This is a genomic window from Bacillus sp. FSL W8-0629, assembly GCF_038593225.1.
GTDB lineage: Bacteria > Bacillota > Bacilli > Bacillales > Bacillaceae > Bacillus > Bacillus altitudinis.
The window spans coordinates 3,029,352-3,045,164 of the sequence record NZ_CP151975.1 but is presented as its reverse complement, the minus strand read 5'-3'; the positions used below and the strand labels follow the sequence as shown (position 1 = coordinate 3,045,164).

Annotated in this window: 15 protein-coding genes; 14 read left to right on the top strand and 1 reads right to left on the bottom strand. The window is 43.1% G+C overall.

Going from position 1 to position 15,813, the window contains the following annotated elements; all coding sequences use genetic code 11:
• The first annotated feature begins 153 nt into the window (after positions 1 to 153).
• The 7 genes from dapA to pdxA all read left to right on the top strand — a co-directional run bounded on the left by dapA (position 154) and on the right by pdxA (position 9,167).
• Positions 154 to 1,056: a 4-hydroxy-tetrahydrodipicolinate synthase gene (gene dapA, locus NSQ17_RS15900; RefSeq protein ID WP_082181658.1), complete on the top strand. Its 903-nt coding sequence runs from the start codon at positions 154 to 156 to the stop codon at positions 1,054 to 1,056.
• A gap of 4 nt (positions 1,057 to 1,060) precedes the next feature.
• Positions 1,061 to 2,233, top strand: coding sequence for an iron-containing alcohol dehydrogenase (locus tag NSQ17_RS15895; protein WP_058336913.1), 1,173 nt, complete (start codon positions 1,061 to 1,063; stop codon positions 2,231 to 2,233).
• A 71-nt stretch (positions 2,234 to 2,304) separates the two neighbouring features.
• Positions 2,305 to 3,708: a sodium:solute symporter family protein gene (locus tag NSQ17_RS15890; protein WP_144679190.1), complete on the top strand. Its 1,404-nt coding sequence runs from the start codon at positions 2,305 to 2,307 to the stop codon at positions 3,706 to 3,708.
• Positions 3,708 to 4,883, top strand: coding sequence for an exo-alpha-sialidase (locus NSQ17_RS15885; protein ID WP_342468110.1), 1,176 nt, complete (start codon positions 3,708 to 3,710; stop codon positions 4,881 to 4,883). Before NSQ17_RS15890 ends, NSQ17_RS15885 begins: the two co-directional genes overlap by 1 nt.
• Positions 4,884 to 5,030: 147 nt before the next feature.
• Positions 5,031 to 6,815, top strand: coding sequence for a PrpR N-terminal domain-containing protein (locus NSQ17_RS15880; RefSeq protein WP_342467590.1), 1,785 nt, complete (start codon positions 5,031 to 5,033; stop codon positions 6,813 to 6,815).
• Positions 6,816 to 6,840: 25 nt separating this feature from the next.
• The gene (locus NSQ17_RS15875) at positions 6,841 to 8,187 is read left to right on the top strand and encodes a four-carbon acid sugar kinase family protein (RefSeq protein WP_342467589.1); all 1,347 of its coding nucleotides are present in this window, start codon (positions 6,841 to 6,843) and stop codon (positions 8,185 to 8,187) included.
• A complete protein-coding gene (pdxA, locus tag NSQ17_RS15870; protein ID WP_019743886.1) occupies positions 8,163 to 9,167 on the top strand; it encodes a 4-hydroxythreonine-4-phosphate dehydrogenase PdxA in 1,005 nt (334 codons plus the stop codon). Before NSQ17_RS15875 ends, pdxA begins: the two co-directional genes overlap by 25 nt.
• A 233-nt stretch (positions 9,168 to 9,400) precedes the next feature.
• Here pdxA and NSQ17_RS15865 read toward each other — a convergent pair whose 3' ends face one another.
• Entirely contained in the window at positions 9,401 to 10,147 is a 747-nt protein-coding gene (locus NSQ17_RS15865; protein ID WP_017368030.1) for a 3-oxoacyl-ACP reductase family protein, read from the bottom strand.
• Positions 10,148 to 10,336: 189 nt separating this feature from the next.
• Here NSQ17_RS15865 and NSQ17_RS15860 point away from each other — a divergent pair, with 189 nt between their 5' ends.
• The 7 genes from NSQ17_RS15860 (at position 10,337) to NSQ17_RS15830 (ending at position 15,811) form a co-directional block, all read left to right on the top strand.
• Entirely contained in the window at positions 10,337 to 10,903 is a 567-nt protein-coding gene (locus NSQ17_RS15860; RefSeq protein ID WP_024719793.1) for a cob(I)yrinic acid a,c-diamide adenosyltransferase, read from the top strand.
• 362 nt (positions 10,904 to 11,265) lie between these two features.
• The gene (locus NSQ17_RS15855) at positions 11,266 to 11,661 is read left to right on the top strand and encodes a hypothetical protein (RefSeq protein ID WP_024719792.1); all 396 of its coding nucleotides are present in this window, start codon (positions 11,266 to 11,268) and stop codon (positions 11,659 to 11,661) included.
• Between the two features lie 15 nt (positions 11,662 to 11,676).
• Positions 11,677 to 12,342 (top strand): PspA/IM30 family protein, encoded by a 666-nt coding sequence (locus NSQ17_RS15850; RefSeq protein ID WP_039168185.1) that lies wholly within the window; start codon positions 11,677 to 11,679, stop codon positions 12,340 to 12,342.
• A 111-nt stretch (positions 12,343 to 12,453) separates the two neighbouring features.
• Complete coding sequence (locus NSQ17_RS15845; RefSeq protein WP_017359270.1) at positions 12,454 to 13,323, top strand: DUF4097 domain-containing protein; 870 nt, start codon at positions 12,454 to 12,456, stop codon at positions 13,321 to 13,323.
• Between the two features lie 30 nt (positions 13,324 to 13,353).
• Entirely contained in the window at positions 13,354 to 14,118 is a 765-nt protein-coding gene (gene liaF / locus NSQ17_RS15840; RefSeq protein ID WP_034647740.1) for a cell wall-active antibiotics response protein LiaF, read from the top strand.
• Positions 14,115 to 15,179 (top strand): two-component system sensor histidine kinase LiaS, encoded by a 1,065-nt coding sequence (gene liaS / locus NSQ17_RS15835; protein WP_342467588.1) that lies wholly within the window; start codon positions 14,115 to 14,117, stop codon positions 15,177 to 15,179. The genes liaF and liaS overlap by 4 nt, the downstream gene beginning before the upstream one ends.
• A complete protein-coding gene (locus NSQ17_RS15830; protein WP_007500305.1) occupies positions 15,176 to 15,811 on the top strand; it encodes a response regulator transcription factor in 636 nt (211 codons plus the stop codon). Before liaS ends, NSQ17_RS15830 begins: the two co-directional genes overlap by 4 nt.
• Positions 15,812 to 15,813 lie beyond the last annotated feature (2 nt).

Below are 15,813 nucleotides of genomic sequence, written 5' to 3'. Positions count from 1 at the left end.
AAACATCAACATCTACTTATGTCACCCACTGAATATTTGAAAAAAACGAAAAATATGTTGCTAAATAAATCATATTGCTTTTATAATAAGAATCATGAAAGCGTTTTAATAATTAGTTGTTTAAAAATGCAACAATCGGAAGGGGAGGATCATTTGAACATTCAGGGAATCATTCCAGCCATTTTGACACCGCTTACAGAAGAAGAGCATTTTCATCCAGAAGTGACAAAGCAACTCATTGATCATTTAATCGACTCAGGTGTGCACGGAATCTTTGCTTTAGGGACAAACGGCGAATTTCATTTGTTTTCAGAGGAAGAAAAGCTTCAAATTGCTGAAACTGTTGTAAAGGCTGCGGGCGGCAGGGTGCCTGTATACATGGGAGCAGGTGAGAATAGCACTGATGCAACCATTAAGCTGTCAAACAAGTTCGCAGAATTAGGCGTAGATGTCTTGTCGGTTATCACCCCTTATTTTGTTGCGCCATCACAAGAGGAGCTGTATGAGCATTTTCGTCATATTTCAGAAAATGTGACCATCCCCATCTTACTTTATAACATTCCATCAAGAACAGGTGTGTCACTTGCGCCAGAGACGGTTGCAAGGCTCAGCGTCCTACCGAATGTGTTAGGTATTAAAGACAGTAGTGGAGATATTGCCAATATCAAAGCGTATCTCGATGTCACAAAGGATGAAGAGTTTGTCGTGCTTGCAGGAACGGATTCCCTCATTTTAGAGACATTGAAGTTAGGCGGAACAGGTGCAGTGGCGGCAACGGCAAATGTGCTTCCCAAAACCGTCGTTGGCATTTATGAATCGTTTCAGCAAGGAAATCTTGACCAAAGTGAGCAATGTCAGCAGCAGCTGCAGCCGTTAAGAGCGACATTCACATTAGGAACGTTACCAGCACCTTTGAAAAAAGCAGCTGAACTTTCAGGGATTCCTGTAGGTCCGCCAAAAAGCCCGGTCAAAGCATTATCCGGCGAGGCTTTAGAAGCTGTGATGAACATGATGGAGAATTATCGGATACAAGCAAAAGCAGCAAAGGAGTCGTGAAGAGATGACAATATCACATTATCACTTTCAAACGGCATCACACATTGTTTCTGGCGCCCACTCTCTAGAGCTCCTTGGGGAGAAACTAGAGCTATTAGGACTTAGTAAGTTGAGATCGATTTTTATTTTAACGCAGCCATCCATCGTGTCTCTTGGTTACGCAGATCAAATCAAAACAGAACTTGCGAAAAAAGGGATTGCGAGTGAGATCAGCACAGAGATTAAGCCTGAACCAACGGAAGAAAATATCGAGGACGTATTCCAGACATTTTTAAAAGGGGAGCATGAAGCCATTATTGGGATTGGTGGCGGGAGTGTGCTGGATGCGGCCAAAATATTAGCTGTTCTAAAGACGAATGATCAGCCAATTTCTGATCTCGTTGGCACGAACCTTGTTAAAAAAAGAGGAGTTCCAACCATTCTCATTCCAACAACCTCAGGTACGGGATCAGAAGTGACACCAAACGCGATTGTTACCTTTCCGGAAAAAGAATTAAAAATTGGCATGGTCAGCCCATACCTTTTGCCTGATCTTGTGATCTTAGATCCCGCACTGACACTCAAATTGCCAAAAGCCATTACCGCAGCTACAGGGATGGATGCGTTTACGCATGCGCTTGAATCGTATATTTCAAATAAAGCCAATCCATTTAGTGATATGTTTGCACTCGAATCGATGAGGCTCATTTCAGGAAGTATTCAGGAGGCCTATCATCACGGGGATAACATGACAGCAAGGGAAGATATGCTGGTTGGTGCCATGTATGGCGGGATGGCGCTCACAAGTGCTGGAACCGCTGCTGTTCATGCAATGGCTTATCCGTTAGGGGGGAAATACAAGATTTCACACGGTGTCGCCAATTCCATGCTGCTTCCTCATGTTACGGCGTTTAATGCAGACCATATCAAAGATCGTCTTGAAGATATTGCTAGAGTGATAGGGATCGAAGAGAAAGGCTCAAAGCATACGCTTGCAGAGCAAGTGATTCGTCAAATTGAAGAGTGGACAGCGGATTTACACATTCCTCAACAACTCAAATCCTTCGGTGTGTCAAAAGAAGATGTGCCGGCACTTGCTGAAGCTGCTTCGGAGGTGAAGAGATTAATGGATAACAACCCGAAGCCGATGTCTGTCTCTGATATTGAACAGGTCTACATGAAACTGCTCCACGTTTAACACTTCATACGTCACTGGGATGGGACATGAGAAGTTGCTTCATACGGCTTGCACACAAAGGGGGATTTTAAGTGAATGTCTTAAGCAGTTCTGTCATCACATTTATTTTAATCGTCATTATTCTCTATATTCTGTTTACGACCTGGCTGACGATGCGTTTCCGCAGTAAGTCTAACTCAGAATTTAACAATGCCGCTAAGTCACTTCCAGCTATTGTGGTCGGTATTTTGTTAATGAGTGAATTCATTGGAACGAAGTCAACTGTCGGAACAGCTGAATCTGCTTTTACACACGGGCTTTCCGCTTCATGGTCTGTTATCACAGTTGCTATTGCCTTTTTTATTTTTTCCTTTTTCTTAGTGGGAAAGTTTTATCGAACAGGACAATACACGATTTCAGGTATTATTGATCAAAAATTTGGAAAATCAACAAAGCTTGTTGTCTCTGTCATTATGATTGCAGCCCTGCTCTTAGTGAATCTAGGAAACTATTTAAGTGGTTCAGCTGCCATTGCATCTATTCTTGGCCTTCCTTTAATGACCTGTGCCATCATCACGGCGGTTGTGAGTACATTTTATTTTACTTTCGGAGGAATGAAGGGGGTTGCATGGGTCACGATCCTTCATTCAATTGTGAAGTATGCGGGGATTTTAATTACACTAGGGGTAGCCCTTTATTTAACAAAAGGCTTTGAGCCAATGAAACAAACATTACCCGACCATTTCTTTACATGGGATGGGACCATCGGTTGGGGAACGATTGGAGCTTGGTTTATAGGAAATATGGGGGCCATTTTTGCGACGCAGTTTATCATTCAAGCGATCACCTCGTCGAAAAGTGAGCGAGAAGCGAAAAAATCGACCCTGTATGCAGCACTCCTTTGTTTGCCGCTTGCCATTGCGATCGGGATCATCGGTATCTCAGCCCGTTATTTGTATCCAGACATTGACCCTATTTATGCTTTCCCTGTCTTTTTACAGCATATGAATCCGATTTTGAGCGCTATTGTGGCAACGTCGCTTGTCGCATCCATTTTTGTTGGTGTCTCGACGGTTGCACTTGCTACAACCACGTTAATTATTGATGACTTTTATGTACCGAAAAAGAAACCATCACCAGAGCAGCGTATGAAGGTGACTCGGTATGTAGCTGTCATGGTTGGGATTGTGCCGCTTGTGGGGGTCGCACTTGCACCAGAGTTGCTGTCACTTTCCTTTTTTACACGAGCACTTCGAACATCGATTGCAGTTGTAGCAGCAATGGGCTTTTACTTGCCATACTTTAATTCAAATAGAGGAGCAACCATTGGTCTTGCCGCTTCAGGCATCGCCACGACGGTGTGGTATTTACTCGATAATCCATTTGGAATCGATAATATGTATGTGGCCATTATCATTCCTTTCCTAGTTCTGGTGATGGATCGATGGATCAGCCCGCCAGCTAAAAAGGATCAATCACTGAAAGGAGAATTATGATGACAAATGAAGACATCATGATCAAAGTAGATGGAAAATTGCGACAAAATGAACAAGACGCAGCAAGAAAAGAAGCCTTTCTACCAACAGATTGCGTGCAAAACCATGCGGCTAATCTCATCGAGCTGGATAATGGAGATGTGCTGTGTGTATGGTTTGGCGGTACGCAAGAAGGAATTCCTGATATCTCTATCTATATGTCAAGGCTCAAGCAAGGAAGTAATCAATGGACGAAGGCTGTGAAGCTGTCTGATGATTCTACACGATCTGAACAAAATCCAGTTCTTTTTCAAGAGAAAGATGGCAGGCTGTGGCTGCTTTATACAGCACAACTTTCTGGCAATCAAGATACAGCTCTTGTGAGATATCGTTTATCGGAGGATAGAGGAGAGACTTGGGGAGAGATTGGTACTTTATTTGATCAGCCGGGGACGTTTATACGACAGCCTATTGTTGTATTGGATAATGATGATTGGCTCCTTCCGGTGTTCTATTGTAAAACGATTCCTGGCGTAAAATGGACAGGAAACCGTGATGTCAGTGCTGTGAAGATTTCCTCAGATCAAGGGAAGACCTGGGAAGAGGTCACTGTGCCAAACAGTACTGGCTGTGTTCATATGAATATCGGAAAATGTGCGGATGGTTCCCTGCTTGCCCTCTTTAGAAGCCGGTTTGCTGATTCGATTTATATGAGCCGTTCAGTGGATCATGGACGGACATGGTCTGAGCCAAGAGCAACAGAGCTGCCAAACAATAACTCATCCATTCAATTTACGGTGCTCCATAATGGTCATCTTGCCCTCGTTTATAACCATATCAATGCGGATGATCAAACAGAAAGAAGAGCGTCCTTGTATGATGAGATTGAGGATGAAGGCGATACACGAACGGCTGTTGATACAGAGGCGCGTCCAGCCTTTTGGGGAACACCGCGTGCGCCAATGACACTTGCCATCTCGACGGATGACGGTGCGACATGGCCCGTCAGACGTAACCTTGAAATTGGCGATGGATATGCCATGACAAACAACTCAAAGGACAAATTGAATCGAGAGTATTCCTATCCATCCATCACAGAAGGAAAAGATGGTAGTCTGCACATTGCGTTTACTTTTTACCGGCAGGCCATCAAGTATGTGTGTGTGAAAGAAGAATGGACTCATCACACGTCTTAACCGCAAGGGATCAGTGTTTCCGTGAATTGTAACCCTCATTTTCTTCATTTATAATTGATGTTTGGAGGGTTGTCTCAATTTGCTAACATTTGGACTCCCTCAACGCATGTCTCACGATGAAGAGATAAAAAATGGGGGGTCCTTTTCATGAATATAAAAGTATTAGGTATTGCGCCGTATAAAGGATTAGGCGATGTATTAATCGACCTTGCCAAAGACGAAAAAAGCATCACATTCCAGCTTGAAGTCGGAGATCTTAGGTCTGGTGTTGCACTGGCAGAACAGGCCGAGGCTCAAGGAATGGATATTATTATGAGCCGCGGGGGGACAGCTGCGCTTATTCAAAAACACGTCAACATTCCAGTGGTGGATATCCCTGTGTCAGGCTACGACTTGCTTCGTGCCCTCACGCTGATTAAAGATTACCAAGGGAAAAAAGCAGTAGTTGGATTTGAAAATATTACACAAGGTGTACGCACCATCGGAGAGTTATACGGGATCAAAATTGATATTTATACGATACAGCAAGAGGAAGAAGTGTGGGATCTTTTACAGCAGTTACAGGAGCAAGGGACACAGGTTGTACTGGGTGATGTGATTACAGATAAAGCGGCCAAGGAGCTGGGGATGCAAAGCATGCTCATTACCTCAGGACGTGAATCTGTCAAAGAAGCGTTTCATCAAGCAAAACAAATGTGCCGTTTATATAAAGAGGCGACAGCTGAGCAGCGCCTCTTTCGTGAAATGATTGACCAAGAGTCAAAAGGGATGCTGATCATTGATCAGCACAATCAGCTTTATTTTATCAATCAACAAATGAAAGAATGGACAGAAAAAGGGTTATTTGCACCGTTTACGTCTCATATTGATGTGATGGCTTGGTGCCCGGCGCTTGAACCAGCAGTAAAAGCGGTTCGAGAAGGAAAACAAAATGGATATTCTCAAATCTCCTTTCAGCAGCAAGTGTGGCATGTCAAAGGAAGCTTATTATCTAAAGGTGAGCTGCTTTTGACGATTGAGAAACCTTCTGCTGTGATTAATAGGGAGGGGCAGCGTATATGGACGCTGGCTGCACCTGTTCATTCAGCACATCCATTTGCTCTTTTTACTGAGCAGAGTTCAAATATGAAAGATGTGATTAAAAGGGCAAAGGCGTTCAGCCAAACAGATCGATCGATTTGTCTCTATGGTGAACAAGGAACTGGTAAATCAAGCCTTGCTTTTGCTATTCACCAAATGAGCGAGAGGAAAAATGAGAGCTTTATGACGGTGCATTGCAGCCGTTTGGCTGAATTAGATGATGTAAACATAATTCCGGTGCATCAAAAAGGGACGATCTTTCTGAAGGATATTGATCGTGTCCCAATGGCTATGCAGCCCCTCATGGCCGAGCAGCTTATTCATCATCAGCAGAACATTCGCTGGATGGCTGCATCTACAGTTGATTTGTTCAAATTGATGCAATCTGGGGCGTTTCATGAAGACCTATATACGTGTTTGCAGGAGCTCGTCATTCATGTCCCGCCGTTATCTGAACGGGCAGAAGATATTGAGGATATGAGCCGGTTATTTATAGCTGAATTAAATTCTCTTTATGGGACGCAGGTTGTTGGGCTGTCAGCAGATGTGATTGCCGCCTTTCAAAACGAGCGATTTAGAGAAAATGTCCGGCAGTTCAAGCGGATTATGGAAGAACTGGTGCTGACAACAAAAAGTGGATATATCACGTTGAGTAAAGCAAAGCCGGCAATTGAGCAACTTGCTTCTGAGAATGAAGAAAAACAGCTGTCCAGCTATTTACATGGCACGCTTGACGAGATTGAAAGACGAATCATTCGGACGGTGCTGGAAGAAGAAAATATGAATCAATCAAAAGCAGCAAAGCGGCTAAATATTAACCGCACGACGCTGTGGAGAAAGCTAAAGGAATAATATGCAATGAGACCGAGGTGTCTAAATGACAAACGATCTATTAAAAAAAGGAGCGAACTTAGAGCAAAAGGTGATCATTGTGGCTGATGATTTAACAGGCGCAAGTGATACAGGTGTTCAGTTTGTGAAGGCCGGTTTAAAAGCCTCTGTGCTGTTCCAGCCGACATTTGAGGATATGAGCCGGTACAAGGAGGAAGATGTACTGATTGTTGATACAGATTCACGAAGTATGTCTTCTGAAAGAGCGTATAATGAGGTCAGTCAAGTGGTTCAGCCGTTTCTACAAGGGGATTCGCACCTTTTCTTTAAAAAAATAGATTCAACGTTAAGAGGAAATATAGGAGTAGAGCTTCAGGCACTAATGGATCTTGGCCGGTTTGATGCGGCAGTCATTGCCCCCGCTTACCCCGATGCGAATAGATCTACGGCCTATGGCATTCATTATGTGGAGGGTGTGCCTGTTCATCTATCAGAAGCAGCGAAGGACCCAAAAACGCCTGTCCTGACATCCAGTATTTCAGACTTAATTGACGAGCAGACAAACATCAAGCCAAAACAACTTTCGCAGCAAGCGGTCTATTCAGAGCTAAACGAAACGAGTCATGACGTTTCATCTTTATTAAAACATGGTCATCAATGGTTTGTGTGTGATGCAGAAACGAACCATGATTTAACACAGATCGTTGATTTGTTTATGAAGATCAATCAAAGAGTGCTTTGGGTCGGGTCAGCCGGACTCGCTGGCGCATTATCATCCTATATCGCGAAATACCGCAATCTTTCTCATGCAAAAAAGCATGAATCTGTTCTCATCGTTTCAGGAAGTGCTTCTCAAAAAACAAATGAGCAGTTTGCTTTTTTAAGAGAAAAACACGATTGTCTCGAGGTGAAAGTGAACCCGTTGAATGTATTAAACGGCCGTGAAGCATGGGAAAGGAAATCAGTCATGGATCAGCTGCTCATGCGTCAGGATGAAGATATTCTCCTTTATACAGACGCAAGGCCAGAAATGGTTGAACAGATGTTGGCATACGGTGAAGCGAATGGTATGACAAGACAAGAAGTAGGAAGTACCTTATCTGTCTGTCTTGGTAAAATCACAAAAGACATTGTTGAATTAACAGGGGTAAAACGCCTTTTTTTAACTGGTGGAGATACGGCGCGTGCGATATGCCATGAGCTTGGAGCAGGCGGGATTCAGCTGTTGAAAGAAATTGAACCCGGCATCCCGCTTGGGCGGCTCGTTGATACGAGTGTATATGCGGTCACAAAAGCAGGGGCATATGGTCAAAAAGATTCTGTGCTCCATGCGGTTGAAGTGTTGAAAAACATAGAGGGGGTAGACGAATGGCAAAACCAATCATTGCTGTAACAATGGGAGATGCTTCTGGGGTTGGTCCTGAAATTATTTTAAAAGCCTTCCAGCAAAGCCGTTTACATGAAGAAGCCGTTCTATTTGTCATTGGAGACACCCATATATTAAATAGGGCGAAAGATTTTGTGAATACAGATGTGGAGATTGTCAGTATTAAAGAACCGGAAGAAGCGGAACAAGTAAAAGCTGGTGCCGTTCCTTGTCTTGATCTTCATCTATTAACAAGCGATATTCCAGTAGGAGAGATTTCAAAAGAAGCAGGGAATGCCGCTTTTCGATATCTTGAAAAAGCCATTACACTTGCGAATGACCGTAGAATTGACGGCATTTGTACAGCACCGTTAAACAAGGAAGCACTTCATAAGGCTGGTCATATGTATCCAGGGCATACAGAAATTTTAGCTGACCTGACAGGTACGGACGATTATGCCATGATGCTGGCAGCTCCTAATTTAAAAGTGGTGCATGTGACGACACATATCGGATTAATGGATGCCATCTTAAAAATCAATCCTGAGCGTGTATACACAACGATTAAACTGGCTCATGATACCCTCGTTCGATCTGGTATCCCTGCACCTAGAATTGCTGTGTGCGGGATTAATCCGCATGCCGGGGAGAATGGTCTGTTTGGAAACGGAGAAGAAGAGGAGAAGATCATTCCAGCGGTAGAACGAGCACAGGATGAAGGGGTTCAAGTATTTGGCCCGCTACCAGCTGATACACTGTTCTTTAGGGCGACAAGAGGCGACTTTGATATCGTTGTGGCGATGTATCATGATCAAGGGCATGGGCCAATCAAGGTGCTTGGCTTAGAATCAGGCGTGAACATTACAGTTGGATTGCCTATAATCCGTACAAGTGTCGATCATGGGACGGCATTTGATATTGCAGGAACAGGAAAGGCTGATTCTGCGAGTATGGAAGAAGCCATTCGGCAGGCAATCATGCTTTCTGGTACGAGAGAGAACCGATAGTAAAAGAGAAAGAGCCTTCAAATGGAGGCTCTCAGCGTGTAGACAAACCCTCGCATTCGGTGTCAGTCCTGCGCTTCGGTGCTCACGAATGTCAAATTCGCTCCGCGCCGATGCTCGTCCTTCCTAGGGCTGCAAAGGTTTTCTATCACGCTGAAAAGAAGACAAAGGGTTAAAATAAAGTTCATTTTAACCCTTTGTCAACAATCTGAGAGCCTTCCAATGGGGCTCTTTCTTTAGTTCATATACGTTCCGCCATTCATATTGATGGTTTCCCCTGTGATGAAATCTGACTGATCAGAGGCTAAAAAGGTAACGGCGTTTGCGACTTGCTGCGGTGTTCCAATTGTTTTCAGAGGAATTCTTTCTAAAACAGATCTACGGTATTCATCACTCCATTGTTTGCTCATGTCTGTCTCAATTGGCCCAGGACAGACAGCATTTACATGAATGTGATGTGCTGCTAATTCTTTGGCAAGATGCATCGTTAAGTAATTGATCCCTGCCTTTGAAACGCCGTAAGCGGGTGATGCATTGTGATGAGGGGTTTTGCCAGTAGTTGAACTCATGTTGACAATCTTCCCGCCTTGCTGTTTGATCATGTCAGGAATGACTGCTTGACACATGAGAAACGTACCCGTCAAATTAATATCAATTAGTCTTTTCCATTCATCAACAGATGTATCGACTGTTGATTTCCGCAAATTGATCCCAGCATTGTTGACCAATATATCAATCTGTCCGAAATGGTTTTTTGCCTTCTCAACGAGGGAGGCAGCTGTCGCTGGTAAACTAGCATCACCAGCGACAGAAACAGCGCGTGTCTCTTCCTTATTCAGAGAGGAGCAAACGTCTTGCAATAGCACTTCATTCGTTCCGTTCAGCACCACTTTAGCTCCTTCAGAGACAAATGCCTCCGCAATGGCGCGGCCAATCCCTCTGCTTGCACCTGTAATGATTGCTACTTTGTTTTGTAAAGTCATCTATCATCCCACCCATCTGTCATAATTAAAAAGCGCTTTCATTTATTATAAAATGTGATGTTTCATCATTCAACATATAAAGTGGAAATGAAGAGGTTTTGAATAAAAGTGTTTCATAATAAAACAAATACATCTTTTCCACTTCAGGGTATACTAAAAGGAACAAGCAATGGATAAGGGGGAACCTCAATGAAACTTTATACAAAAACCGGAGATCAAGGTCAAACAGGCTTGATTGGCGGGCGGGCTGATAAAGATGACGCAAGGGTAGAAGCGTACGGTACATTAGATGAGGCGAATAGTTTGATTGGACTAGCCCATGCAAACTTAAGGCAGCATGGCGAATTGTTTCAAGATATTCTATCTGAGCTGATGGTCATTCAGCATGAACTGTTTGACTGCGGCGGTGATTTAGCAGCGGTGAAACCACCGAAAGAAGGCAAGTTAAAAGAAGAATCTGTCACAGTCCTTGAAGAGCGAATGGACGTGTATGTAGAAGAAGCCGCACCGCTGACTAAATTTATTTTACCTGGGGGCCAGGAAGGTGCTGCCCTCTTACATGTAGCGCGAACAGTCGTCAGGAGAGCCGAGCGGCATATTGTGACACTCGCAAAGCAGGAGGAAATTTCAGCAGTTACGCTCACATATGTGAACCGTCTATCCGACTATTTATTTGCTGCCGCCCGTATTGTGAATCATCGGCTCGGTGAAGCAGATGTTGAATATGAACGAAGTGCAGACGTGTTTCGTTCTTAATGAGGAAAAGCACTCTTCTAGTCGAAGAGTGTTCAGCGTGTAGGCAAACCCTCGCATTCTTTGTCAGTCCTGCGTGCCGGTGCTCACGAATGTCCAATTCGCTCCGCGCCAGTACTCGTTCTTCCTAGACGGTTTTCTATCACGCTGAAAAGAAGACAAAGGGCTAAAATCAAGTTCATTTTAGCCCTTTGTCAATAATCTGAGCACTCTTCTAGTCGAAGAGTGCTTTTTCTATAGATTCAACCGTTCAGTCTGAGCCATGTTACGACTCTGGTCGCAATCAAAGATCAATCTACGACACGTTTTGTCGGCTTCCTTTTTTGACTATAGTTAAAGCAAGGAGCAAGAAAGGAGGCATGAAGATGAAAATCACAAGTAAAACCATCATCGGTTCAATCCTGATGTTTATCGGTTTATCCATCTTCTTTGGTGGTTCATTGGGCGGGCTGATCCCGACTTTGATTGGGGCGTGGCTCATTTATGTAGGTGTCAAAAAATATGATAAAGGCAGTAAAACAACAGGGGTCATACTCTCTATTATCGGTGTATTGCTCGTCGCACAGTCACTGCCATTTTTACTCGGAATCGCATTTGCTGGAGTACTTCTCTACTTTGGTTGGAAGATGATCAATGGTGAATCTGCAAAGGAATCATCCGGCAGAACAACATATATGGAGCCAAACACGGCACCGAACATGGAAGAATCTATGCACACGTCATTTGATCAAGAATGGGAAGACTTTTTAAAGAAAAAATAAAGGGAGGAATATGAAATGGTATTAAGAAGAGTACGTGATATGTTTGTTGCAACAGTCAATGAAGGCTTAGATAAATTGGAGAATCCGCGTGTCATGCTGAATCAATATGTTCGTGATATGGAGGACGATATTGCCAAAGCGAAGCATGCGATCATTAAACAGCAAACCATTCAGCAAGGTTTCTTGAGAAAAGCAGAAGAAACAGAAGAATTTGCTGATAAGCGAAAGAAACAGGCGGAGCTGGCGTTTCATGCAGGAGAAGAAGAACTTGCACGGAAAGCACTGACTGAAATGAAGTATTTTGAAGAAAAGCACAACGAATATCAAGAAGCCTATCAGCAATCTGTTAAACAGCTGAAAGAGCTGAAAGAACAGTTGCAGCATCTAGAAACAAAGCTGCGTGATGTTAAAGACAAGAAGCAAGCGCTGATTGCAAGAGCCAATGCCGCACAGGCAAAGCAGCATATGAATGAATCTATGAATAAGGTTGATAGTGAAAGTGCTTATAAAGAATTTCTACGCATGGAGAACCGTATAGAGGAAATGGAGACAAAAGCGGGTAGTTATGCACAATTTGCCGATCAGGGTGCTTATGCTCATCTTGATTACGCTGATGAGGTTGAAAAGGAATGGCAAAAGCTTAAGCGATCAAAGCAGCTTGAGAAACAGCCGGCAAACTAATGGAAATGTGTCAAAACGGAAGAAAAACAGGATTTTTCTTCCGTTATTTGATTTCTTTCTGTTTCGCTTTTCCTTATAATAAAAAGGTCAAAGGATAAAGGGATGATATAAATGAAACGGTTCATTGGTCTAATTTGTATACTTGTTGGTGTTTTTTTGATGATTGGGATGCTTTTCAAAAATGGAGATCTCTTTCATTTGAGCTTTTCTCGTGATAAAGCGGTCACAACAGCTTCAGCGAAAAAGGATGAGGTTGAACAATTAGATATCTCTCTTTCTGGATTTCGCATCAAGGTGGAGCCGGAAGATCGTTCGGATATTTCTGTGATGGTTGTGAATGGAAAAGGGAAAATGTATGCGGAACAAACAGGCGGAACATTCAAAGTCCGTGCTGAAAATAAAGGATTTTTGTTTTTCTCTGCATTTGAAAAAGGAGAACTCTTAGTCAAAATTCCAACAGATTATCATAAAGATGTGAAAATAACAGGTGGAATCGGCGTGAGCGAAGTAAATGGCGAAGGAAAGCTGTCTCTTCAAGATGTGACGCTCAAATCAACGAGCGGAAACCTCACAGCTGAGAACTTCTCAGCAAATCGTGTGGAAATCAAAGCGACTTCTGGCAGACTTTCAGTGTCTCATATTGATGCGAAGGAAAGTGATATTGGTGCCACTTCTGGTCGTGCTGATATTCAAGATGTAAAAGGAAAGCTGCAATTAGGCATGACAAGCGGCAGGCTGACAGCAAGCTTTGATACAATTGATTCACCAGTCGACTTTCACATGACATCAGGCAGTGCGAAATTTAACTTGCCAGATGAGGGAGATTTCAAAGTCCAAGTGAAAAAAACGAGTGGACGTATTGATCATTCGTATGATTTTGACCAAGCGGATAGTGAAGGCCGAGGTTTTACAGGTACGCATGGGAAAGGGACACACTTAGTCGATATTGAGATGACAAGCGGAAACTTAAAATTGCGGTAAACAAACGTAAAAAGGAAGGAGGCGAGTCAACTGCGTTTTTCTAGAAATCAAATTTTAGGCATCATTGTGGTGATTTTCGGTATAAATCTTTTTCTCAAAATTATTGGGATTGGGGCAGACTTATTTTGGCCAGTGTTTTTTGCTCTAGCTGGTTATTGGCTGCACTCTCGATCTAAACGTTGGCTCGGTTCGGTTTCCTATATTTTTGCAGGCTTTCTCTTCTTGAAGTTTCTACTAAATATCACGTTTAGTTTGACTGGGTATTTATTTGCTGCCTTTTTGATCTATGCGGGCTATCGTTTATTGAAAAACAAACCTGTTTTTGATGTCGATAAAAAGGAATCATCAGACGATGGAAAGCCTTCACTGAAAGTCAATCTTGAAAAAGAGGGCGATCAGAAGAAAACAAAAAGCCAGGCAAAGCCGCGCAAAGAACATGATTTCTTCATCGGTGAAGTCAGGCTGATGAAAAAACCATTTCAATTAAGTGATTTGACCATTTCAGGTTTTATTGGCGATGTCAAAATCGACTTATCCAAGGCGATTATTGCTGAGGAAGAGAGCACGATCGTCATTAGTGGGCTCATCGGAGATGTCGATATTTATGTACCGCAGGATATTGAAGTGTGTGTGAGTGCTTCGGCTGCAATTGGTGATATGAAAATCATTGATGAAAAAAGAAGCGGGTTCGGCAGTAAAGTGTATGTCATGACAAATGATTATGATGAGAGCAAGCGAAAAGTGAAAATCTCCATTTCTCTCCTGATTGGGGATGTGGATGTGAGGTACTTATGAGGAAACTGCATTTAGGCATCCAGTGGCAATCTGTTCGTCTTGCAGTCGGTATCTCGCTTGGTGTTGTCATCATGACGACACTCCCGATGTTTTTTTATTACCAGCTTGATCCTATGATTTTGCTGTCTACGCGGTGGTTCGGCATCCCGTTTTTTTGTATTTTACTCATTATTAGTCTCGCCATTGGTGTATCAGCGGGGCATGTGTTTGGCTATCAGCATAAGAAGCGGCTGGATCAGCTTGTAGAGTCGATTTTGAAGTTTGAAAATGGGAATTTTGCCTATAGACTGCCTTCTCTAGGTGATGATGAAATTGGTTTGGCGGCAGATCAATTAAATGAAATGGCGAAACGAGTGGAAGGGCAAGTAGCCTCCTTACAAAAGCTTTCAAATGAGCGAGCTGAATGGCAGGTTCAAATGAAAAAATCGGTTGTCTCAGAAGAGCGTCAGCGTCTAGCGCGTGAGCTGCATGATGCAGTCAGCCAGCAGCTATTCGCCATTTCGATGATGACGTCTGCGATTCTTGAAGGGATGAAGGAAAAGGATGAAAAGATTTTAAAGCAAATGCGTCTTGTGGAACGAATGGCTGGCGATGCACAAAATGAGATGCGTGCACTCCTCCTGCATTTAAGACCGATCACCCTTGAAGGAAAAGACTTGAAAAAAGGCTTGATTGAGCTACTCAATGAATTTCAGGCAAAGCAGCCAATTGATATTGATTGGGAAATAGAAGATGATGCTCCGCTGTCTAAAGGGCTGGAGGACCATCTGTTCCGAATTGTGCAAGAAGCCCTTTCCAATGTGTTTAGGCATGCAAAGGCGACAAAGGTGACAGTACGTCTGCTTATTCGGAACCGTCAAGTTCAGTTGAAAATTATCGACAACGGGATTGGTTTTCAAACAGATCATGTGAAGACTGCTTCCTACGGACTTGAATCGATACGAGAAAGAACAAGTGAAGTAGGCGGTGTCGCAGAGATTATGTCATTTGAGGGAAAAGGCACACAAATTGATGTGAAGGTTCCCATTTTTGATGAAGGAAAAGGAGAGAACGTTCGATGATTCGAGTGCTTTTAATTGACGATCACGAAATGGTGAGAATGGGTCTTGCTGCTTTTTTAGAGGCACAGGCGGATATTGAAGTCATCGGTGAAGCGTCAGATGGACAAAAAGGTGTAGAACTAGCGGTTGAATTAAAGCCAGACGTGATTTTAATGGACCTTGTTATGGAAGGCATGGATGGCATCGAAGCAACGAAAAGAATTTGTCAAGAAATAGAGGATGCTCGGATTATTGTACTGACGAGCTTTATTGATGATGATAAAGTGTATCCAGTTATTGAGGCTGGTGCATTAAGCTATCTTTTAAAAACATCGAAAGCAGGAGAAATTGCTGATGCCATCAGGTCTGCGAGTATCGGCGAACCAAGACTTGAATCAAAAGTAGCTGGAAAGGTCATGAACAAACTCCGCCATTCATCAAATGGGTCCATTCTGCACGATTCGTTAACCGCAAGAGAGATGGAAATATTAAAGCTGATTGCCGATGGGAAATCGAATAAGGTCATTGCTGAGGAATTGTTTATTACCATCAAAACAGTCAAGACGCATATTACCAACATTCTTTCCAAGCTTGATGTAGAAGACCGCACACAAGCAGCCGTGTATGCACATCGCCATAAGCTGATTCAATAAAA